We start from the raw sequence: 18,855 nt of genomic DNA, 5'->3' as shown, positions 1-18,855 counted from the left end.
TGTTTCCTCCAGTAAGGCATTCTCCTGCTGCCTAAAGCATACGGAGGAACCGGTTATTCGTCAACCATCTGGGACCGCGGCAGCTGGAACAGTGTCTCTCCCGGTCTCGAGAGCATATAATCCCTCCGCGCCAGTTCTCCTATGTATTCATTGTCATGCAGAAGTTCAATTTCATTTTTCAGATCTGCTTCGTCTGCCTCCAGCTGTGCGAGCTGTTCTTCGAGCTGGAGCTGTTCCTGCTCACTCTGATTCAGCGTCTGATGCTGCTGAAATAAAATGACGGACGTACTGATGAGCACGAAGGCCATCACAACAGCGAACGCCGTCAGCCTCCGCTTTAACCCGCGCATCCGCCGGCGCTGGTGCTCTTCCTGCTCTTCTTTCCGCTCGACATACTCGGTTGTCAGCCGGCGCACCTGTGATGATGGTTTCTCCTTCATGCGTCATCCTCCTCCGCTCTGTCTCGTTCTGACTATCTGCATATATCCTTTATCATACCCTTTGCAGCCGTGCCGCGGCAAGAGACTATTCGCCTGCACGCTCTTCGGAAATAATTTCGTAGAATGTGGCAGCTTCCTCTTTTTTCGCCGCTCCTTCTGTCCGGAGGACGCGTGCTGTGACCGTCTTCTGGCCGAATTGGATTGTCAGCTCGTCCCCGGGGGATACTTCGCTCCCTGCTTTTGCTTTATTTCCGTTAATGAGCACGCGGCCCTGTCCTGCTACTTCTTTCGCCATCGTCCGGCGTTTGATGAGCCGGGACACCTTCAAATATTTATCGAGTCTCATGATGATTTCACCTGCTTATTCTTCAGTTTTCGCTTTTTCCCAGAGCTGGTCGAGGTCGTCAAGTGTCTCTTCTTCCATGGTCCGCCCTTCGCTATCCAGACTGGATTCGATATAACGGAACCTCCTGGAAAACTTGCGGTTCGTCTGCTGCAGCGCTTCCTCCGGATCGATGCCGCGGCTTCTGGCTACATTGACCAGTGCAAAAAGCACGTCTCCTAATTCTTCGGCAGCTGCCTGCTCATTTCCTGCTTTTTCTTCTTCTTTCCATTCCGCAATTTCTTCTTCGACTTTCTGCCACATCGGCCCTTCGTCGCCCCAGTCAAAGCCTGCCTTCGCCGCTTTCTTCTGGATTTTCAGCGCACGGAGCAGTCCCGGAAGTGCCTGCGGAATTCCATCGAGACGGGATTCCCGTTTCCCGCCCTGCTTCTCCTGCTGCTTGATCGCCTCCCAGTTCTGAAGCACCTTCTCCGCATCTTCCGCCTTCTCTTCACCGAAAACGTGCGGATGACGCCGAATCATCTTTTCTGTCACATGTTCGATGACATCCGATACGTCAAAGTAGCCGTTGTCCTCTCCGATCTGCGCGTGGAGCATGACCTGCAGCAGCACATCGCCGAGCTCTTCGACAATATGATCGTCATCCTGCTCATCGATTGCCTCCAGAAGCTCGTATACTTCTTCCACCGCATAGCGCTTCAGCGATTCATGCGTCTGTTTCCGGTCCCACGGGCACCCTTCCGGACTGCGCAGAATGCGGATGACATCCCGGAGCATCGGGAAATCGCGGTAGCGGATCGTTTCATCCTCCACCGGCGGTACATAGACCGCTGTCAGATTATTCTGCGTCACCGCCCGGTCGAGCTCATACAGCGGCACCTGAAGAATCGACTCCTCCCGGGATCCCGCCGCGGTCACGATCGTCACCGGGTAATCATCCGGATACGTTTCCATGAGCTGCAGCTTCACCCCGGAGGCACTCTGTTCATCGTACACCTGACTGATAATTAGATGGGACAGTTTATCAAGCGATTCCGCGGAAAACGACGTTCCGTCAACGAGCTGAAACCCGTCGTTCGGGTCCACGCCGAGCGCCTGAAACATTGGGTCCAGAAAGCTCTGGCCGCCGGCAATCTCCACCGGCACGGCCGGCTGGCGCAGCAGAAGCTGCACGGTCATTTCCGCTGTCAGCGGATGTCCGGGAACGGCATAGACGATGGAACCGTGTTTCTCTGCTTCCTTCATCACGCTCTCTGCAACCGCCGGATACACCTCTTCAAACGAGACGGCGTTTTCGTACAGGCTGTCGTAGGAGGTAAACGTCATCCCCTCCGCTTCCAGCTCACGCGCTGCCGGGTGATGAGCCGTGCGGAAATACCGGTGCCCGGCCTGCTCAAGAAGACGGTACGTCCCGAGGGACAGCTGATCCATTCCGCCGGGTCCGAGCCCGACGATCGTAATATGTGGTTGATTCATTCATCTCTCTCCTTTAGTCCGCGCACTGCGGTATGGAAGCAGCGACGGCAGTTTCGGCAGTGCCTGCCATTCTTCTTCTGTAAATACACGCAGGTACCAGAGCAGGACAATGTAAAGACATGCGCCCACTGCTGACGCAAGAACCGCCGCAGCGAGATCCGGCAGCACCGATGCAGTGGCCGAAGCTGTCACCCGTGCTCCGGCACCCATGCCTGCAAGAGACGCTGCTGCCATCATGGCGCGCTTTCCAGCCACTCCGGGGAGCTTTCTCCACAAAAGAAGAAGTCCTCCGGCACCTGCAGCGGACGCGGCAAGTGTCGTTGCCCAGGCCGCTCCCATGACTCCGTATACGGGAACGAGAGCGTACTGCAGCACACCCTTTACAGCAAGCGCTGCACCAAGCACAGCAGCTGCCTCCAGGGTGCGCCCGGCTGCATGAAGCAGCGCAGCGGAAGTCATAAATACAGCTGCCGGAAGAACGGAAAGCGACAGCACCGTAAGCTCCTGCTGCGCGGCTGCCGTCTGAAACAGCCCCGGGTTCAGCCACGGCATAATCACTGCCAGTCCGGCTGAAGCGGCGCTTCCGAACACAACGGCAAATTTGACAGCGCGGGCCGACTCCACCCACGCACGCGGATCACCTGCTGCCGCGTAAAAGGCGACGACCGGAACAGCAGCATAGGAAAAAACCGTCGTTACCACCGCACCGGTCTGAATCAGCGGCCAGCCGCGGTCATAGGTACCTTTTGCAATGACCGCATCCGGCACGGCAAGCAGGTTCACGAGCGTGAATGCATCCACGAGCTGAAGCAGGACAAGAAGCAGTGCACCGGCAGACACGAGAAAACCGTGCCAGAGAAGTTTCCCTGCTTCTCTGGCTGCATGCGGCGGAAGCGGCTCCCGCCTAGTGAGACTCCCGGAGAAAGCACTGCTCCGCTTTAGTACGATCAGGGAGACGGCTCCCCCTGCAGCGGCACCGATACCGGCGGATAACCCGGCGGCATACGGGCCTGCGACAGCCATCGCCGTCCAGGCAGCCGCCAGAATGACGATCACCCGTACGAGCTGCTCGCTCACCTGGGACAGTGCCGTCGGCATCGTCCGTCCCTCCCCCTGGGCCATGCCGCGCCATACGGCCTGGGCCGGCAGAAAGAAGAAAGGCAGCCCCATCAGTCGGAGTGCCGGCGTCAGCCTGTCATCTCCCATCCAGCCGGCAAGCACCGGCGCCTGCACAAGAAGCAGGATGCCAAGAGCGGCAAAAAGGAGGAAGAGAATCCGGAAATAAAACGGCGCAAGCAGATGGGCGCTGTCTTTTTTCTGCTGCACAGCAGATGCGATAACAAGCGGAATGCCGTACGTGCCGATGACGAGCACCAGCCCGTACAGCGGGTACACCTGCTGATAGACATAAAAGCCGAGATCGCCGGTGAGCTGCTGGTACGGTACTTTATATACGGCACTTAATCCCTTGGCGGCAAGCGCGGCGGCAGAAAGGACCGCGGCGGAGGCGAGCCATCCTCCGGCCCGTTTCTGCTCTGTCATGCGTTGACCGGCTCGTCTTTCCGTACGTCCGGAAGCTGCTCGAGCACGCGGACGAGAAGGGACAGGTACGTCCCGTCATCGAGCGGCTTCGTTTTCAAGTGGACGGTTATCTGCTTCCCTTCCATCGCAAGCGACAGATGACGGGACAGTTTATTGACGAGTGTAAACAGCTTGGAACCATCAATCCGTGACGTCATCTCCTCGCTGATCGACATGCGGCACACCTGCTGCTTTTCACTAACCTTCTCCACACCGTAATCCCGGGCAAGAAGCTTAATTTTGGAGACGGAGAATAAATAATCTACTTCATCCGGGTACTCCCCGAAGCGGTCGATCATTTCATCCTGCAGATCCCGGAGCTCTTCCATCGTCTGCAGCCCGCGGAACCGTTTATACATGTCGATTTTCTGACGCGAATCCGGAATATAGCTCTCCGGCAGGTAGGCATCGACCTGAATATCAAGCTCCAGCTCCGGCGCTTTCGGCTGTTCCGGTTCTTTTCCGGCTTTCCGGTCGATTTCTTCCTTCCGCTCATCAATCGCTTCTTTCAGCATCTGCGAGTAAAGGTCGAACCCGACAGAGGCAATAAATCCGTGCTGCTCTGCGCCGAGAAGGTTGCCGGCACCTCGGATCGACAAATCGCGCATGGCGATTTTGAAGCCGGAGCCTAGCTCGGTAAATTCTTTCATCGACTGAAGCCGGTGTTCCGCTACTTCCGACAGCACTTTGTCCCGCTGGTGGGTGAAGTAAGCATACGCAATCCGGCTCGAGCGGCCGACCCGTCCGCGCAGCTGGTACAGCTGGGAGAGACCCATCCGGTCGGCATTATGAATAATGAGCGTATTCACGTTCGGAATATCGACGCCGGTTTCGATGATGGTCGTCGTCACGAGTACATCCGCTTCCCCTTCCAGAAAGTCGACCATGACCGACTCCAGTTCGGTTTCCGTCATCCGGCCGTGCGCGAAACGCACCGACGCATCCGGAACGAGCATGGAAATGCGGTCGGCGACCGATTCAATATCCTCCACCCGGTTGTAGAGCAGGAATACCTGCCCGCCGCGCGCAAGTTCCCGCTCGATCGCCTCCCGCGTCAGGGCATCGTTGTATTCCACCACGTACGTCTGCACCGGGAAACGGTTTTCCGGCGGTGTTTCAATAACGGAAAGATCACGCACGCCGAGCATCGACATGTGCAGCGTCCGTGGAATCGGCGTCGCGGTAAGCGTCAGCACGTCGACGTTTGCTTTCAGCTGTTTGATCTTTTCTTTATGCGTGACACCAAACCGCTGCTCCTCATCGACGACGAGCAGACCGAGTTCGTTAAATTCAATGTCTTTCGATAACAGGCGGTGGGTGCCGACAACGATATCGATGCTGCCTTTTTTCAGCCCCTCCGAGGTTTCTTTTATCTGTTTTCTCGTGCGGAAGCGGCTGAGAAGCGCTGTGTTTACCGGGAAGTCCTGGAACCGCTCCCGGATCGTTTCATAGTGCTGCTGGGCAAGAATCGTCGTCGGGACGAGAATCGCCACCTGCTTGCCGTCCATCAATGCTTTAAACGCAGCACGCAGAGCCACTTCTGTTTTCCCGTAGCCGACATCCCCGCAGAGAAGGCGGTCCATCGGACGGCCGCGTTCCATGTCTTCTTTGATTTCTCCAATCGCCCGGATCTGGTCTTCCGTTTCCTGATATGGAAAGGCCGCTTCAAATTCCTGCTGCTCGATGCTGTCCCGGGAAAAAGCATGGCCGCGGGACTGCTCGCGCTCGGCGTACAGCTTAATCAGATCATCGGCGATATCCTGAACCGAATTCCGGACGCGCGACTTCACTTTCTTCCATTCGCTGCCTCCGAGCGAGTACAGCTTCGGCTCTTTTTCATCGGATCCGACATATTTCTGCACCTGATCGATCTGCTCGACCGGAACGTAAAGCTTGTCGTTTCCTGCATAGGAAATGTGCATATAGTCTTTGTGCACGTCACCAACCTGAAGTGTTTCGATGCCGAGATATTTCCCGATCCCGTGATTGACATGCACGACCCAGTCGCCGACATTCAGTTCGGAATAGCTTTTAATCCGCTCGGCGTTGGAAAGCTTCTGCGTGCGCCGCTTCGGCTTCTTCGGCGTTTTCTTCGTAAACACTTCCTCTTCGGTAATGAGCACCAGTTTCTCAAGCGGCAGTTCAAAACCGCTGCCGACGACCGACGGGACGATCTGTGCCTGGCCGTAGGCAGGGGGCGTATCCGGCTTCACGACAGCTGCCTCCATATCGTAATCATGCAGCACCCGCTGCAGGCGCTCGGCACGCTCTTCATCTGCGCAGGCAAAAATGACAGCACTTTGATTTTCCTTCCACCGCTTCAGCTCCGGCTGCAGGACATTCATCTGGCCATGAAACTGCTGCATGGATTTGGTCTGCAGGTTCGTGTTCCGCTCGATCGTCGTCCCCGGAATCTGGCGGACGAACAGCGAGAAGTACACTTTCCGCATCTTCGCGTGCATGACATCATCCCAGGAAATCGACATCGTTATTTCCCGGGGAATATGTCCCTGGGAAAGCATCGTTGTCTGCCAGTCTGCTTCTTCTCTTTCCAGGTTCTCAATGACTTCAAGCACCCGGCTCGGTTCATCGACGATCAGGGAAGCATCCTCCGGGAAATAGTCCAGTAATGTATACGTTTTTTCGTAAAACAGCGACATATATTTGTACATGGAATCAAACGTCTGCTTTTGGCGCAGCTGCTCGATTTCACCGCGGACATACTCGGAGAGCTGTTCGTTGAGCGTGTCATCACTCCCTGTTTTCAGGCTGTCCGAAAGCTTTTTCTCCAATTCTCCGGCTCCCCGCTCAAAATCCTTTTCTTCCAGAAGAATCTCACGGGCCGGACCGATGACGATCTCCTCGATTTGTTCGAGTGAGCGCTGCGACTCCACATCAAAATAGCGGAGGGAGTCGACTTCGGTATCAAACAGCTCAATCCGTACCGGGTGGGATTCGGTCAGCGGGTAAATATCGATAATCCCCCCGCGGACGCTGAATTCCCCCGGAGCGCCGACCATATCGTTCCGGTGGAATCCGGAGGCTGCGAGAGAAGCAAATAAATGATCCGTGTCGAGATCTTTCCCCTGTTCAATCGTCACCTGCGCTGTTTTCCACTTTTCAGGTGGAGGAAGCAGGCGCCGCATACCGGCAGCCGGTGTGACGAGAATGCCATTCTTTCCGGCGGCCCAGTGATTCAGTGCCTCAATACGCTGTCCTCTCAGTTCGGGGCTGGCAACAGCCACTTCTGCTGAAATCAATTCGTTGACCGGATAGAGAAAGACGTGCTCCTCTCCGAGAAGAGTTGCCAGATCGTCGTGCATTTTCTGTGCCTGCAGCAGGTTGTGTGCCACGACAAGCTGGGACCGCCCGGTTTTCTCATATGCTGCAGCCGCCAGAAAGGCCCTGGCCGAACCGGTTACTCCGCTGATCAGCTGGTCACCGCTTTCCGACAGGGCTGTTTGAATATCCTCTGCTTCTTTGACTTGTTCGAGAAGGCCTCTCACCGTCCCGTTCACCCTTTCTGTTTACCGACGGGTACAGAGGGTCGATCGGTCTGCCGTCTGTGCGGCATCGATCCACCCTTCTCGTCCCCGTTCCGGTTTCATTCCATTTTTATCCGTTAAATTCATTCATCACCTGGAGAAACGGTTTATCCTTCCAGGCGTCGACTGCTTCTGCAGCACGCACTTCGGCCTCATCAACGTCCGGACGTTCATCCGGCGGGAAGGTGCCGAGCACGTAGTCCGGCACCGGTTTTCCCGGCTCCGGCCGGCCGACGCCGATGCGGATCCGGTTGAAGTGCTCGGTGCCGAGGTGTTTAATAATGGATTTCATACCATTATGACCTCCGGCACTGCCTTTCTGCCGCAGCCGGATGCGCCCTGGTTCAAGATCGAGATCGTCGTAAATGACGAGCAGATCTTCGGGTTCCACGTTGTAATAGTTCATCAATGCACTGACTGATTCCCCGGAAAGGTTCATGTACGTCATCGGCTTTAAAAGGACGATTTTCTCTGTACCGTTCCTTTCCACGCCGTACACCCCTTTAAACTTCTCTTCTTTCACCGGGGTATTCCACTTTTTCTCCAGAAGGTCAATTGTTTCAAAACCGACATTATGCCGGGTGCGTTCATACTTGCGGCCCGGATTCCCGAGCCCGACAACCACTTTCATGCTCTCCGCTCCTTCAATATCGGGAGCGCGGTGCTTTCGAAATGGATTCCACACAGCTGCTCCTCCTCTTCCGGTCTTCCCGCCCTACGACACAAGCCCGTTAGAAGGTAGCTTCCAACGGGCTTTCGCATGCATCGCTGTCCGCAGATGCGGAAACGGGCGCATTTCTCATGAATCCTTGTGTCTGATTATTCGTTTGACTCTTCGGAGTCTGTCTGCTCTTCGCCGTCGCCGCTCTCTTCATCCACGAGTTCCGGCTCTTCGTCTGTTTCCACTTCCGGCTCTTCCGGCTCTTCGTCCGGAGGCGTGATGGAAACAACGACTTCTTCCGGATCGTTGTTGAACTCGTAGTTCGCGCCTGATTTCAGGTCTTTTACGAGAATAGAGCCGTTCATTTCGAGCTCTTCAACGTTCACGTTGATCTGGTCCGGAAGCTGCTGTGGAAGGGCGCGTACAGAAAGCTCGTATACTGCCTGCTGAAGGACGCCGCCTTCTTTCACACCCGGCGCTTCGCCGTCTACGTGTACTGGTACGTCTGCGTCCATTTCCACGTTCATGTCCGCTGCGTAGAAGTCCACGTGGACAACTTCGTTTTTCATTGTGTCAAACTGGTAGTCGTAGATCATGACATCTGTCTGCTGACCGTCGATTTCCAGCTTGAATACGCCGGTCTTTCCTTCTTCACGCATCGTTTTGATGAAATCAATCTCATCTACCGCGATCGCTTTGCTTTCCATCTTTTTACCATAAACAACAGCCGGGATATTTCCCTGCTGGCGCGTTTTTGTCAGTCGGGATTTTTTAAAATCTTCCCGTACAGCTGCTTTCAACACTGTAACCATAACTTCTAATCACCTCATCGATTTTTTCAGATCCTAAATGCACCTTCCCCCATTATAATTCAATAAAACATCTTTTTTCAAGGGGAACCTTCTTTTTTTCCTCTGCCGCTCCAGATCAGTCAAACAGACGGCTGACGGAACGCTGCTCGTGGACGTGGATAATGGCCTTGGCAATTAAAGGAGCCACGGACAGCTGTTTAATCTTTGGAATGTTTTTATCTTCCGGGAGTGGAATGGAGTTCGTGATGACAAGCTCTTCCAGCTTGGAATTCTGGATCCGCTCCACGGCCGGTCCGGAAAGAACCGGATGCGTGCTGCAGGCGTAGACGGCTTTCGCACCGTTTTCCACCATGGCGTTTGCCGCAAGCGACATCGTGCCGGCAGTATCAATAATATCATCGATAATAATCGCCGTGCGCCCTTCAATATTCCCGACGATATTCATCACTTCGGCCATGTTCGGCTTCGGCCGGCGCTTATCGATGATCGCAATCGGAGCCTTCAGGCGGTCGGCAAGCTTTCTCGCACGGACTACCCCGCCGTGGTCCGGGGAAACGACGACGATGTCTTCGAGTTCCTTCTCTTCAAAGTACTCCGCAAGAATCGGCACACCGACGAGCTGATCCACTGGAATATCGAAAAAGCCCTGAATCTGGGTGGCATGCAGATCCAGCGTAATCACACGCGTTGCACCCGCAGTCTCGAGCAGGTTCGCTACAAGCTTGGCTGTAATCGGCTCGCGGGAGCGTGCTTTCCGGTCCTGACGGGCATAGCCGTAATAGGGAAGCACAATGTTAATCGTCCGGGCGGAAGCACGTTTTAAGGCGTCGATCATGATCAACAGCTCCATAATGTGCTCATTTGCCGGCGAAGACGTAGACTGAATGACGTAGATGTCACAGCCGCGGATGCTTTCTTCAATATTAATCTGGATTTCGCCGTCACTGAAACGCTGCACAGAGCTTTTCCCCATCGGCACACCGATTTCTTTTGTAATTTCATAAGCGAGATCCGGATTGGAGCTCAGCGTGAATACTTTCAGATTGCTGTCCTGATACTGGGCCATGACGATGCCTCCAATTATAATATTAGTCGTTTTTCCGGGCGTATCCTTCTTTGTTGGTCTGACGCTCTCTCGCAATTCCCAGTGCCTCTTTCGGCACATCATCGGTAATGGTGGATCCGGCTGCGATATACGCGCCGCTTCCGACAGTAACCGGTGCAATCAGATTGGAATTGCAGCCGATAAAGGCATCATCTTCAATCGTCGTTTTGAATTTATTTTTTCCATCATAATTCACGGTAATCGAACCGCAGCCGACATTCACGCCGGAGCCGATCTCTGCATCGCCGAGATAGCTTAAGTGGGAGGCTTTGCTCTTGTTCCCCATCGTCATTTTTTTCAGCTCGACGAAGTTGCCGACGCGCACGTCGTCGCCAAGGGACGTTTCCGGACGGAGGTGTGCGAACGGGCCGATAGATACGCGGCGGCCTACATCGCTGTCGTGTACGACGGACTGGCGGATGACGCTGTCGTCCTGGATGCGGCTGTTTTTAATTTCGGTATGCGGGCCGATCCGGCATCCACTGCCGATCTCCACGCTGCCGCTTAAGATGGTTCCCGGCTCGAGTACCGTGTCCCGGCCGATGCGTACGTCTGCGCCGATGTAGGTCTGCTCTGGGTCGATGAGCGTTACTCCCTCGCGCATCCAGTAGGTGTTCGTACGTTTTTTAAACCATTTTTCCGCTTCGGAAAGCGCGACGCGGTCGTTGACGCCCATTGTTTCATGGAAATCGTCACTCTGCCACGCAGCGACGATCTCGCCCTGTTTCTGCAGAATTTCGATCACATCCGGCAGGTAATATTCCCCCTGGGAGTTGTCATTGCCGACCTGCTGCAGGGCGGTGAAAAGGGCTTCGTTATCAAAGCAGTACGTTCCGGTGTTGATTTCCTGCACGCGCTTCTCCTCGTCTGAGGCATCTTTCTGCTCGACGATTTTCTCCACCTGGCCGCCATCTCCTCGGAGGACCCGGCCGTATCCGGAAGGATCGTCTGCATGGGCGGTAAGAATCGTCGCCTTCGCTCCGGATTGTTCGTGGTGGACGAGGACGGACTCAAGTGTTTCTGCCGTCAGAAGCGGAGTGTCCCCGCAGACGACGAGCGTGGTGCCGCTCCGGCCGCTTAATACCGATTCCGCCTGCATGACGGCATGGCCTGTCCCGAGCTGCTCTGCCTGAAGGGCGTAGCTGCTTTTCTCTCCGAGCTGGTCTTTTACCCGCTCTGCCCCGTGCCCGACGATCGTGACAATATCATCCACGCTGCAGTTCTGAAGCTGATCAACGACATGTTCGACCATCGGCTTGCCGCCGACGGGATGAAGCACTTTGTAAAGTTCCGATTTCATACGTGTTCCTTTACCCGCAGCCAGAACTACGGCGAATCGATTTGTCATATAGATACCCTCCACGGCCTGATTTTCCTCTATGAATATATCTTATATCCGCCTTTATTTCAAGGCGTCAGCGGCAGAACAGGGCGGATTCCCTGTGATGCTTTCCTGGGCCCCGCCGCGCCGGGGTAACGCCCGGAGCCGGTCACAGAACGATGAAAATATCTCCCAAAGCAAAAAAGCCCGACCATTCAGCCGGACTGCAGACGTCTAGGGATACATGTGGATTACGTTGTGCTGGCTCCCTCATATTCATTCGGAGACGCTTCTGCTTCTTCATAAGCATGCAGTACCGCACCTTGTATTTTTTCGCGTGACCTGGACGATATCGGATGAGCAATATCGCGGAACTCCCCGTCCGGCGTCCGCTTACTCGGCATTGCGACAAACATCCCATTATTCCCGTCAATGACACGGATATCGTGCACGACAAATTCATCATCGAGCGTGATCGAAGCGATTGCGCGCATGCGCCCCTCTGTCTGGACCCGCCGAAGTCTTACGTCCGTTACTTCCATGTCTCCCACCACCTTTTCTATGAAAGAATAAACTGCACCGTTCTTTATAAAATTCGATACAAAGTGACAGATTCCTGCTTCCTTACCTAAAAAATCATTATTTTTTATACTTTTTTTGGTTTTTACGTCTTCAACCGGAAAATAACGCTCCGCATTTCCCGCCCGTTGGAGAGTTCTGGACATCGGCTGTCCGTTTCCGGGCGTGCCCGCGTTCTCGTTTTAAACCTGTGACAGCCGTACGTTTCCGGTCATTTTATTCGAAGTACTGCTTCCTGATATAAAAAAACCCGCAGGCACAGCCGGCCGGCAGGTTCCTATTTTCTCTTATTCGTACTGTGCTGCGTGATGAAACATGGAGCCCGGACCGACGTCAATGCGGCGTCCCCGCGCGTCCACGCCGGACAGCTGCATCAGTGAGACATAGTCCTCAACGAGTTTCTCGTGCTCGTGCACAGCCTCCATGAGAACCCCTGCGCCGACAACGCTGGACTGGAACTCCTCGGTCAGATCCATCATGCCGCGGATCGTGCCGCCGGCTTTCATAAAGTCGTCGATGATCAGTACGCGTGATCCTTCCTTCAAGCTCCGTTTGGAAAGAGACATCGTCTGAATTCTCCGGGAGGATCCGGACACGTAATTAATGCTGACGAGCGATCCTTCTGTCACCCGCTGCTCGTGGCGGACGATGGCGACGGGAAGATGGAGCTGGGAAGCGACTGCGTATGCCAGCGGAATCCCCTTTGTCGCCATCGTCATCACGACGTCGGCTCCGGAGCCGTGGAAATAAGAAGCAAAAATACGGCCGAGCTGCTGCATCCGCTCCGGGTCTCCGATAATATCCATCATATATAAATAGCCGCCCGGCAGGACACGGGATGGCTCCTCCAGCTGGCGGCAGATATCCTGAACGAGCGCCTCCGATGCCTCATCTGTCATCGTCGGCACGAAAAGAACTCCTCCGGTCACCCCGGCGGACGTCGCAAGCCTGCCAATTCCCTTCTGCTCAAATACTTCTTTAATAATACCGATATCTTCACTCACCGATGACTTCGCTGCTCCATAACGTTCGGAAAAAAACGTTAACGATACCGACTGATGCGGATGCCGGAGCAGGTATTCGGTCATATCTATTAATCGTCCGCTGCGGCGGTATTTCATCTGCACTCCTCCTGCAAAATCCGAATGTTTTACGAGTAATATACCATTTATATCCGTGTTTCACAAGGAGGCATGCAGAAAAAACAACCCGGAAGCGATCTGTTCCGTATATTTCGGCTGTACGTCAGCCGAGCATCCGCACGACGTGCACGTTATCCATAAAGCCTTTCAGGCCGTTGTACAGCCGCTCTGCCCGCGACTGGGAGCGGCTCAGCGCAAACACTGTCGGGCCGCTGCCGCTCATGACCACGCCTTCTGCGCCATACTGCTGAAGGCGGCGCTTGATTACTTCCACTTCCGGCTCCAATGCAAACGTCGCTTCTTCCATCACGTTTTCCAGACGTCGGCAGATACCGGAGAAATCTCCGCGTTCAATGGATCGGATCATCCCATCCGTATCGGGATGTTTCATTGTCTCCAGCTGCAGCCGTTGATAAATCGATTTTGTCGAAACGCCGGCAGCAGGTTTCGCTAAAACGACCCAGCATGGAGGCGGCGCCGGAAGAAAGGTCAGCTTCTCCCCGCGGCCCCGGGCAACAGCCGTTTTTCCGTATACGCAGAACGGCACGTCCGACCCGATGACGGCTCCGTGATCAGCGAGCGTTCCGGTGGAAAGGCCGAGATGCCAGAGGTCATTCAATCCGCGGAGAACCGCTGCGGCATCTGTGCTGCCTCCTGCAAGCCCGGCGGAGACCGGAATCTTTTTTTCAATGTAAATATCTACACCCATTTCCGGTGCATACGTCTGCTGCAGTACGGAAGCCGCCTGGTAGGCCAGATTCGTTTTATCCACCGGAAGAAATCCATTGTCCGACCGGACGGTGATCCGGCTGTCTTTTCGTTTTTTTAATTCCACACGGTCTGCCAGATCAACCGTCGTCATCACCATCTCTACTTCGTGAAAGCCGTCGGCACGCTTATGCTGGACATCAAGCGTCAAATTTATTTTAGCCGGTGCCTTCACCGTTCTGCTCTCCACTTCTGATCACCTTCTCCAAGTTCTTGTGCTTTAGCTATTCTATCACTAACAAAGACGCTGCTCCATACCTAATGCAGAGAAAGCGCCGCGGCACACAGAAGCGCGCAGCCGGTCATGCCGGCTGCGCGCTTCTGGTGACGAATCATATTAGACGGTGGACTGTGGTTCTGCTGCGTCTTCAGGAACGGATAATTTCACGGTCTCTGTTAGCACATCGGTGTAACTGTAAGACAGACGTTCAATGGAATACTCGTCCTTATCCAGTTTTACAGTGAAAACGGACGGATAGATGTTTTCCAGCAGGCCGGAGCGCTCAATCATTTTCTTACGCCCTCCATTTGCCTGAATCGTGACTTTCTTGCCTACGTTCGCTTCCAGAGCCTGTTTGATTTCGGCCAGCGTTTTTGCCATCCACGACACCTCACTTACCATGATTATACAACGGCAGTGCGGTTTAGTCAAATAAAATTTAAATTCTATCACCGGGAAAAGCCGGTGTCAATAAGATTGTTCGCAAAAATGTAAAGAAAGCACTAGTCGGATGTCAATGTATTCCAGAAAACATGACTTAATGCGGCGAACTCTTCCATAGACACTGATTCCGCACGCCGCGAAGGGGCTACTCCCTCCGCTTCCAGAAGCGCCTGGGCCTCAGGTTTTGTCATCCGGTGCTGCCACGCCTTCGAAATGTTGTTTCCGATCGTTTTCCGACGCTGTGTGAATGCCTCCTGCACGAACTGAAAGAAGAATGCTTCGTCCGGCACATCGACCGGCGGTTTCTCCCGGCGCGTCATGCGGAGAATGGCAGAGTCTACATTCGGCTGCGGCACAAATGCCGTTTTCGGCACCCGGAACAATGTCTCGGCCTCTGCATAGTACTGTGCGGCAATAGAGAGCGATCCGTATGCCTTCGACCCCGGCACAGCGGCGATCCGCTCTGCTACTTCCAGCTGCATCATCATGACCATGACGCGCACCGGGAGCTTCTCTTCCAGCAGTTTCATGAGAATCGGTGTCGTTACATAGTAGGGCAGATTGGCAATCACGGCCAGATCCTGTCCCGGTGTGAAAAATGCGTCGATTTCTGCATGAAGATCCGCTTTTAATACGTCCTGGCTGCGGATGCTTACATGAGGATACGGTGCCATCGTCTCTTTTAAGATCGGCAGAAGACGCTGATCGATTTCAAAAGCAAGGACGCTTCCCGCTTCTTTGGCCGACTGTTCAGTAAGTGCCCCGATCCCCGGGCCGATTTCGATGACGCCGCTCTCTTTTGTCACTTCCGCTCCGGCGACGATGTTTCGTAATATGTTGGAATCCGTTAAAAAATTCTGTCCCAGGCTTTTTTTGAAACGGAATCCGTGCTTTTCCAGGATCGCCTGCGTCCGTTTTGGTGACGCGATATCTTTAGTCATTCTCTTCCTCCATTATGCGTACTGCATCGTAAAATTCCTCCCGGCTGACCTGGAACTGCTCCATGCGCCGGACAAGCTGTTTGCCATTTGTATAACCGATATGAAGAAGCTCCCCGAGCCGTTCACGACGTTTTCTCGCTCCCGGGCCTGCAAGAAACCCTGCTTCATGCAGCTCCTGCCAGGAAGGCACTTCCTTTTTGACTGATTCCGGCAGAGCCTTCTTTACGCCGGCGACCGCCCGCTGTAAATCTTCGACCGACGCATGTTCAATGCCGACCTTTCTCCGGCGCGTATCCACGGCCTGGTATTTCGGCAGAAACGCATGGCTGCAGCCGGGCACGGCCTGATCGATTCGGTGCCGGATCTGCTGACCGGGAAAATCCGGGTCGGTGAAAATAATGACCCCCCGGCGCTCTTTTGCCCGGCGGATCGATTCGATCACATCCTGACGGAGCCCGGAGCCGCTCGTTTCAATCGTATCGCAGTCAAATGCGCGCTTCAGCGCGTGCGTATCGTTTTTTCCTTCCACGACAATCATTTCGTGAATACGCTCCATCGGCACTCCTCCTGACTTTCTATTAGTTTAGCAGAGATTTCTTTCCGGGATAAGCACCAGCGGAAAAGAGCTTTCACGTCATAAAAAAGCCCGCGGAGGCGGCCCGCGGACTTGCTTCGTTCAGCTTTTAATCGAGAATACGAACCTGCACGCTCCGGCGTCCAAAGCTCTGCGCTTCTCCTTTTCCAGGCATAAAAATGTCGATTTTATTCCCGTTAATGGCGCCGCCGGTGTCAGCAGCTGTATACGTGCCGTAGCCTTTAACTTCCACACGGGAGCCGAGCGGAATCACGCCGGGATCCACTGCAATGACTCTGGCGCCGGGGTTCGCTTTCAGGTTTACACCCGTTGCTGTCACGCCGGAGCACCCGGTGCAGTTTGCTGTATAGGCGGTGGCGGACATCGTTTTCCAGCTTCCTCCAGAGTTCGATGTGGAGTTGTCGGCGCTGGAAGATTCATTGGATCCAGCAGATCCGGAAGACGAAGCTGCTGTTGCTGTTTCTGAAGACGGCTCCGGTTCTGGTTCTGGCTCTTTCGTTCCTACAGCGACGAGATGATCCCGGCTGTTTTCCACCGTCGTCTCCTCCGTCAGTTCACGGGAGACTTCCTCCCCGTTCTCCAATACAACTTCGTACTTCTTTTCAAGCGTTCCTTCTTTCCCTTTTTGTTCCACGCGTTCCTTTCCCTTCTGCAGGGAGCCGTCCTCCGTCGAAACAGTTTCATACGGGATGCTTTCTGTTTCGGTTTCGGTTACTGTCTGTACGCGTGTAATATGAATCTCGCTTTCTTCTGTAAGAACTTCCTCACGCTCTGGTTCGACACGGTCCGATTTGTTCAGACTGATTCCCGCGTGATGCAGGACGCTCTGCACGTCGGTTTCCGTCACCCAGACATCGCGTTCGCTGTTCTGGCCGTAAACCGTAACAGGGAAGGCCTCTTCAAATTCGATTTCCAGACCGTCTTCCACCGGGGCATCCGGATCCGGCTCGAGTTCGTCCCGGTTTCCGATTTCAACGTTTACTTCTTCCAGGACACCTTCAACGGTTTCTTCTGTCGTCCAGTGAAGCTGATTTTCGCCGTTTACCATAAGTGTAACTTGACGTGCAGGAATATAATCTATGGATAAATTCTCTTCCACGGGCGTATCCAGTGACGGTTCAACAACATCGTGCTCACTTACATCGATATCCTGCTCATCCAGGACATCGCCGACGGTTTCTGCGTGCGTAGAGACGGTAACTTCCTTCTCCTGCGCATAAACTGTAACCTCATACTTGGATACTTCATAAAAAACGAATCCGAGGACACCGGCAGTAAGCAGCACACTAAGGGCAGACAATGCAGCTTTTTTGGCATTAAATGCCTGTAAAAAGCGTCGTAATCCCTCCATCATGGGCAAATCCCTCCTTCAAGAACGGAATTATACGCACGCCCGTATACCGTGTCAAACGAAAAAAGGGACTTTTATGCCAGGAAGAATGCTCCCCTCCTCTTATACACCACGAAATTCCGCGTCAGTCCTGAATCCGACGGCGCACATTACATTTTATTTACAAGTATGTAACAGGTCATTTCCCGGGAAATAATTGCCGGAAATACGCAATAAAAATGACATTAATTGGATTTAAAAGAGGTTTTTTTCTATTTGCCGGGCGGCACGGTCGATCGATTCGGGGAAGGTCTTACTGGTGACTGAAACGTTTCTCACATAACCGCGGGCAAAGCCCGCCCGCCAGCTGCCCGGAGCAGAGGGGGCGCAGCGAATTAGTGCGGCCGGTATCCGCTGTATTTTGGGAAGATCGCCACGCCGGCTGATGAGACCGCAACGGGAATGGAGAAGATCGCCATGGCCGCAGCGAAGACCGCCACACAAAGAGTGGATCGCCATAAAAGAGCCGGAAACCGCCATACCGGTACGAAAGATCGCAACAGTCACCCTCAAGACCGCCACACAGGTATCGAACACCGCAACGAAAGTGCCGGCTGTCGTTCGTCCACCCGAACCCGGCTGAAACGTTTCACAACTAACCGCGGGCGAAGAGCTGTTCCTCGTCTGAAATTATGCAGAAGTGGTCCGCATTTTCTCACCTACCGCAGCCAACGAAAAGAGCGCTCCTAAAAAGAAGCGCTCTTCGCTGTATCATGCTATTTTTCTGTAAGTGCAAACAGCCGCTCGGCGTTTTTCGTCGTCTGGGACGCCAGTTCGTCATAGCTGACGCCGCGGAGTTCTGCAAGCTTTTCGGCGACGAGTGTTACGTAGGCCGGCTCATTCCGCTTTCCGCGGTACGGATGCGGAGCGAGAAACGGAGCGTCGGTTTCCACGAGCAGACGATCGTCCGGGATCGTGACGGCCACTTCTTTCGGCAGCTTGGCATTCTTAAACGTGACCGGCCCGCCGAACGAAATATAAAAATTCATGTCCAGGCAGCGCGCCGCCATCGCTTCATCTCCCTGGAAGCAGTGCATGATCCCGCCGATTTCACCGGCGTTCTCCTCTTCGAGAATATCCACGATATCTTCATGCGCTTCCCGGTCATGAATAATGATCGGGAGCTTTACTTTTTTCGCAATGGCAATCTGCCGGCGGAAAACGTCCTTCTGGACATCTGCCGGCGATTTGTCCCAGTGATAGTCGAGACCGGTCTCTCCGATGGCAACGACTTTCGGGTGCGCTGCAAGCTCTTCGATCCAGGCCGCTTTTTCTTCATCGAAGTCGACTGCATCGACAGGATGCCAGCCGACAGCCGCATACAGAAAGCTGTACTGTTCGATCAGCTCCATCGCCAGGTTGATCGTTTTCGTATCAAATCCGACGACCACCATCCGGCGGACGCCCGCTTCACGTGCACGGGCGATGGTTTCATCCACGTCGTCCTGAAACTGATCTGCGTTTAAGTGAACATGCGTGTCAATCAGCATCG

Annotated in this window: 18 protein-coding genes; all 18 read right to left on the bottom strand. The window is 54.3% G+C overall.

Annotation, left to right across the window (positions count from 1 at the left end; genetic code table 11):
* Positions 1-53: 53 nt before the first annotated feature.
* The 18 genes from C6I21_RS14965 to C6I21_RS14885 all read right to left on the bottom strand — a co-directional run bounded on the left by C6I21_RS14965 (position 54) and on the right by C6I21_RS14885 (position 18,853).
* Entirely contained in the window at positions 54-440 is a 387-nt protein-coding gene (locus C6I21_RS14965) for an FtsB family cell division protein (RefSeq protein ID WP_105960291.1), read from the bottom strand.
* 85 nt (positions 441-525) lie between these two features.
* The gene (locus tag C6I21_RS14960) at positions 526-786 is read right to left on the bottom strand and encodes an RNA-binding S4 domain-containing protein (protein WP_105960290.1); all 261 of its coding nucleotides are present in this window, start codon (positions 784-786) and stop codon (positions 526-528) included.
* A 15-nt stretch (positions 787-801) separates the two neighbouring features.
* Positions 802-2,259, bottom strand: coding sequence for a bifunctional methyltransferase/pyrophosphohydrolase YabN (yabN, locus tag C6I21_RS14955; protein WP_105960289.1), 1,458 nt, complete (start codon positions 2,257-2,259; stop codon positions 802-804).
* Positions 2,260-3,801 (bottom strand): oligosaccharide flippase family protein, encoded by a 1,542-nt coding sequence (locus C6I21_RS14950; protein WP_105960288.1) that lies wholly within the window; start codon positions 3,799-3,801, stop codon positions 2,260-2,262.
* The gene (gene mfd / locus C6I21_RS14945; protein WP_105960287.1) at positions 3,798-7,346 is read right to left on the bottom strand and encodes a transcription-repair coupling factor; all 3,549 of its coding nucleotides are present in this window, start codon (positions 7,344-7,346) and stop codon (positions 3,798-3,800) included. Before mfd ends, C6I21_RS14950 begins: the two co-directional genes overlap by 4 nt.
* Positions 7,347-7,455: 109 nt before the next feature.
* Positions 7,456-8,016: an aminoacyl-tRNA hydrolase gene (pth, locus tag C6I21_RS14940; RefSeq protein WP_105960312.1), complete on the bottom strand. Its 561-nt coding sequence runs from the start codon at positions 8,014-8,016 to the stop codon at positions 7,456-7,458.
* A gap of 188 nt (positions 8,017-8,204) precedes the next feature.
* Positions 8,205-8,858 (bottom strand): 50S ribosomal protein L25/general stress protein Ctc, encoded by a 654-nt coding sequence (locus C6I21_RS14935; protein WP_105960286.1) that lies wholly within the window; start codon positions 8,856-8,858, stop codon positions 8,205-8,207.
* Between the two features lie 115 nt (positions 8,859-8,973).
* Entirely contained in the window at positions 8,974-9,924 is a 951-nt protein-coding gene (locus tag C6I21_RS14930) for a ribose-phosphate diphosphokinase (protein ID WP_105960285.1), read from the bottom strand.
* Between the two features lie 22 nt (positions 9,925-9,946).
* Positions 9,947-11,311 (bottom strand): bifunctional UDP-N-acetylglucosamine diphosphorylase/glucosamine-1-phosphate N-acetyltransferase GlmU, encoded by a 1,365-nt coding sequence (gene glmU / locus C6I21_RS14925; RefSeq protein ID WP_105960284.1) that lies wholly within the window; start codon positions 11,309-11,311, stop codon positions 9,947-9,949.
* Positions 11,312-11,535: 224 nt separating this feature from the next.
* Positions 11,536-11,826: a septation regulator SpoVG gene (spoVG, locus tag C6I21_RS14920; RefSeq protein WP_105960311.1), complete on the bottom strand. Its 291-nt coding sequence runs from the start codon at positions 11,824-11,826 to the stop codon at positions 11,536-11,538.
* Positions 11,827-12,150: 324 nt separating this feature from the next.
* Positions 12,151-12,984, bottom strand: coding sequence for a pur operon repressor (purR, locus tag C6I21_RS14915; RefSeq protein WP_105960283.1), 834 nt, complete (start codon positions 12,982-12,984; stop codon positions 12,151-12,153).
* A gap of 124 nt (positions 12,985-13,108) precedes the next feature.
* Positions 13,109-13,963 (bottom strand): 4-(cytidine 5'-diphospho)-2-C-methyl-D-erythritol kinase, encoded by an 855-nt coding sequence (ispE, locus tag C6I21_RS14910; protein WP_105960282.1) that lies wholly within the window; start codon positions 13,961-13,963, stop codon positions 13,109-13,111.
* A gap of 147 nt (positions 13,964-14,110) precedes the next feature.
* A complete protein-coding gene (locus C6I21_RS14905) occupies positions 14,111-14,374 on the bottom strand; it encodes a Veg family protein (RefSeq protein ID WP_105960281.1) in 264 nt (87 codons plus the stop codon).
* Between the two features lie 122 nt (positions 14,375-14,496).
* Positions 14,497-15,378: a 16S rRNA (adenine(1518)-N(6)/adenine(1519)-N(6))-dimethyltransferase RsmA gene (gene rsmA / locus C6I21_RS14900; protein ID WP_105960280.1), complete on the bottom strand. Its 882-nt coding sequence runs from the start codon at positions 15,376-15,378 to the stop codon at positions 14,497-14,499.
* The gene (gene rnmV, locus C6I21_RS14895; RefSeq protein ID WP_105960279.1) at positions 15,371-15,934 is read right to left on the bottom strand and encodes a ribonuclease M5; all 564 of its coding nucleotides are present in this window, start codon (positions 15,932-15,934) and stop codon (positions 15,371-15,373) included. Before rnmV ends, rsmA begins: the two co-directional genes overlap by 8 nt.
* A 127-nt stretch (positions 15,935-16,061) precedes the next feature.
* Complete coding sequence (locus C6I21_RS14890) at positions 16,062-17,327, bottom strand: resuscitation-promoting factor (RefSeq protein ID WP_105960278.1); 1,266 nt, start codon at positions 17,325-17,327, stop codon at positions 16,062-16,064.
* A gap of 231 nt (positions 17,328-17,558) precedes the next feature.
* Entirely contained in the window at positions 17,559-17,870 is a 312-nt protein-coding gene (locus tag C6I21_RS16225; protein WP_142393274.1) for a hypothetical protein, read from the bottom strand.
* A 209-nt stretch (positions 17,871-18,079) separates the two neighbouring features.
* Complete coding sequence (locus C6I21_RS14885; protein ID WP_105960277.1) at positions 18,080-18,853, bottom strand: TatD family hydrolase; 774 nt, start codon at positions 18,851-18,853, stop codon at positions 18,080-18,082.
* Positions 18,854-18,855: the final 2 nt, after the last annotated feature.

Origin of the sequence: Alkalicoccus urumqiensis (assembly GCF_002993335.1) — a bacterium.
GTDB classification, from domain to species: domain Bacteria; phylum Bacillota; class Bacilli; order Bacillales; family Salisediminibacteriaceae; genus Alkalicoccus; species Alkalicoccus urumqiensis.
This window is presented reverse-complemented; position numbering and strand designations above follow the sequence as displayed.

What these genes read in the sequence shown, in the direction of transcription:
- C6I21_RS14965 (WP_105960291.1), bottom strand. Translation starts at nt 440, where the DNA reads ATGAAGGAGAAACCATCATCACAGGTGCGCCGGCTGACAACCGAGTAT.
- C6I21_RS14960 (WP_105960290.1), bottom strand. Translation starts at nt 786, where the DNA reads ATGAGACTCGATAAATATTTGAAGGTGTCCCGGCTCATCAAACGCCGG.
- yabN (WP_105960289.1), bottom strand. Translation starts at nt 2,259, where the DNA reads ATGAATCAACCACATATTACGATCGTCGGGCTCGGACCCGGCGGAATG.
- C6I21_RS14950 (WP_105960288.1), bottom strand. Translation starts at nt 3,801, where the DNA reads ATGACAGAGCAGAAACGGGCCGGAGGATGGCTCGCCTCCGCCGCGGTC.
- pth (WP_105960312.1), bottom strand. Translation starts at nt 8,016, where the DNA reads ATGAAAGTGGTTGTCGGGCTCGGGAATCCGGGCCGCAAGTATGAACGC.
- C6I21_RS14935 (WP_105960286.1), bottom strand. Translation starts at nt 8,858, where the DNA reads ATGGTTACAGTGTTGAAAGCAGCTGTACGGGAAGATTTTAAAAAATCC.
- C6I21_RS14930 (WP_105960285.1), bottom strand. Translation starts at nt 9,924, where the DNA reads ATGGCCCAGTATCAGGACAGCAATCTGAAAGTATTCACGCTGAGCTCC.
- glmU (WP_105960284.1), bottom strand. Translation starts at nt 11,311, where the DNA reads ATGACAAATCGATTCGCCGTAGTTCTGGCTGCGGGTAAAGGAACACGT.
- spoVG (WP_105960311.1), bottom strand. Translation starts at nt 11,826, where the DNA reads ATGGAAGTAACGGACGTAAGACTTCGGCGGGTCCAGACAGAGGGGCGC.
- purR (WP_105960283.1), bottom strand. Translation starts at nt 12,984, where the DNA reads ATGAAATACCGCCGCAGCGGACGATTAATAGATATGACCGAATACCTG.
- C6I21_RS14905 (WP_105960281.1), bottom strand. Translation starts at nt 14,374, where the DNA reads ATGGCAAAAACGCTGGCCGAAATCAAACAGGCTCTGGAAGCGAACGTA.
- rsmA (WP_105960280.1), bottom strand. Translation starts at nt 15,378, where the DNA reads ATGACTAAAGATATCGCGTCACCAAAACGGACGCAGGCGATCCTGGAA.
- rnmV (WP_105960279.1), bottom strand. Translation starts at nt 15,934, where the DNA reads ATGGAGCGTATTCACGAAATGATTGTCGTGGAAGGAAAAAACGATACG.
- C6I21_RS14890 (WP_105960278.1), bottom strand. Translation starts at nt 17,327, where the DNA reads ATGATGGAGGGATTACGACGCTTTTTACAGGCATTTAATGCCAAAAAA.
- C6I21_RS14885 (WP_105960277.1), bottom strand. Translation starts at nt 18,853, where the DNA reads ATGCTGATTGACACGCATGTTCACTTAAACGCAGATCAGTTTCAGGAC.